Annotated in this window: 1 rRNA gene; it reads left to right on the top strand. The window is 53.9% G+C overall.

The features are described from left to right. A 23S ribosomal RNA gene (locus A3AC_RS0128885) occupies positions 1-2,175 on the top strand; the annotation flags it as partial.

The raw sequence follows: 2,175 nt of genomic DNA, 5'->3' as shown, positions 1-2,175 counted from the left end.
AGCTTAACCGATTAGGGCAGGCGTAGCGAAAGCGAGTCCGAACAGGGCGTCCAGTCGCTGGGTGTAGACCCGAAACCAGGTGATCTATCCATGGCCAGGATGAAGGTGCGGTAACACGTACTGGAGGTCCGAACCCACTAACGTTGAAAAGTTAGGGGATGAGCTGTGGATAGGGGTGAAAGGCTAAACAAACCTGGAAATAGCTGGTTCTCTCCGAAAACTATTTAGGTAGTGCCTCGTGTATCACCTTCGGGGGTAGAGCACTGTCATGGTTGTGGGGTCCATTGCGGATTACTACGCCATAGCAAACTCCGAATACCGAAGAGTGCAATCACGGGAGACAGACATCGGGTGCTAACGTCCGGTGTCAAGAGGGAAACAACCCAGACCGCCAGCTAAGGTCCCCAAATATGGCTAAGTGGGAAACGAAGTGGGAAGGCTAAAACAGTCAGGAGGTTGGCTTAGAAGCAGCCATCCTTTAAAGAAAGCGTAATAGCTCACTGATCGAGTCGTCCTGCGCGGAAGATGTAACGGGGCTAAGCCATATACCGAAGCTGCGGATGCACATTTATGTGCATGGTAGGAGAGCGTTCCGTAAGCCTGCGAAGGTGCACTGGAAAGTGTGCTGGAGGTATCGGAAGTGCGAATGCTGACATGAGTAGCGATAAAGGGGGTGAAAGGCCCCCTCGCCGTAAGCCCAAGGTTTCCTACGCAACGTTCATCGGCGTAGGGTGAGTCGGCCCCTAAGGCGAGGCAGAAATGCGTAGCTGATGGGAAGCAGGTCAATATTCCTGCACCAGTGTTGAATGCGATGGGGGGACGGATCGCGGAAGGTTGTCCGGGTGTTGGAAGTCCCGGTCCTTGCATTGGAGAAGGCGCTTTGGCAAATCCGGGCGCGCAATTCAAGGGTGTGAGGCCAGTCGCTTCGGCGACGAAGCAATCGGAAGTGGTTCCAGGAAAAGCCTCTAAGCTTCAGTTCAACATTGACCGTACCGCAAACCGACACAGGTGGGCGAGATGAGTATTCTAAGGCGCTTGAGAGAACTCGGGAGAAGGAACTCGGCAAATTGGTACCGTAACTTCGGGATAAGGTACGCCCCTGTAGCTTGATGCGCCTGCGCGCAGAGGGTGAAGGGGTTGCAATAAACTGGTGGCTGCGACTGTTTAATAAAAACACAGCACTCTGCAAACACGAAAGTGGACGTATAGGGTGTGACGCCTGCCCGGTGCCGGAAGATTAAATGATGGGGTGCAAGCTCCTGATTGAAGTCCCGGTAAACGGCGGCCGTAACTATAACGGTCCTAAGGTAGCGAAATTCCTTGTCGGGTAAGTTCCGACCTGCACGAATGGCGTAACGATGGCCACACTGTCTCCTCCCGAGACTCAGCGAAGTTGAAGTGTTTGTGATGATGCAATCTCCCCGCGGCTAGACGGAAAGACCCCATGAACCTTTACTGTAGCTTTGCATTGGACTTTGAACCGGTCTGTGTAGGATAGGTGGGAGGCTGTGAAGCGTGGACGCCAGTCTGCGTGGAGCCATCCTTGAAATACCACCCTGATCTGTTTGAGGTTCTAACCTTGGTCCGTGATCCGGATCGGGGACAGTGCATGGTAGGCAGTTTGACTGGGGCGGTCTCCTCCCAAAGTGTAACGGAGGAGTACGAAGGTACGCTAGGTACGGTCGGAAATCGTGCTGATAGTGCAATGGCATAAGCGTGCTTAACTGCGAGACCGACAAGTCGAGCAGGTGCGAAAGCAGGTCATAGTGATCCGGTGGTTCTGTATGGAAGGGCCATCGCTCAACGGATAAAAGGTACTCTGGGGATAACAGGCTGATACCGCCCAAGAGTTCATATCGACGGCGGTGTTTGGCACCTCGATGTCGGCTCATCTCATCCTGGGGCTGTAGCCGGTCCCAAGGGTATGGCTGTTCGCCATTTAAAGAGGTACGTGAGCTGGGTTTAAAACGTCGTGAGACAGTTTGGTCCCTATCTGCCGTGGGCGCTGGATATTTGAAGGGGGCTGCTCCTAGTACGAGAGGACCGGAGTGGACGAACCTCTGGTGTACCGGTTGTCACGCCAGTGGCATCGCCGGGTAGCTATGTTCGGAAGAGATAACCGCTGAAAGCATCTAAGCGGGAAACTCGCCTTAAGATGAGATATCCCCGGGGCTT

Source organism: Burkholderia sp. WSM2230 (genome assembly GCF_000472445.1).
Lineage (GTDB): Bacteria > Pseudomonadota > Gammaproteobacteria > Burkholderiales > Burkholderiaceae > Paraburkholderia.
Note: the sequence above shows the minus strand (reverse complement) of the source record. Positions and strands in the feature narration are given on the sequence as shown.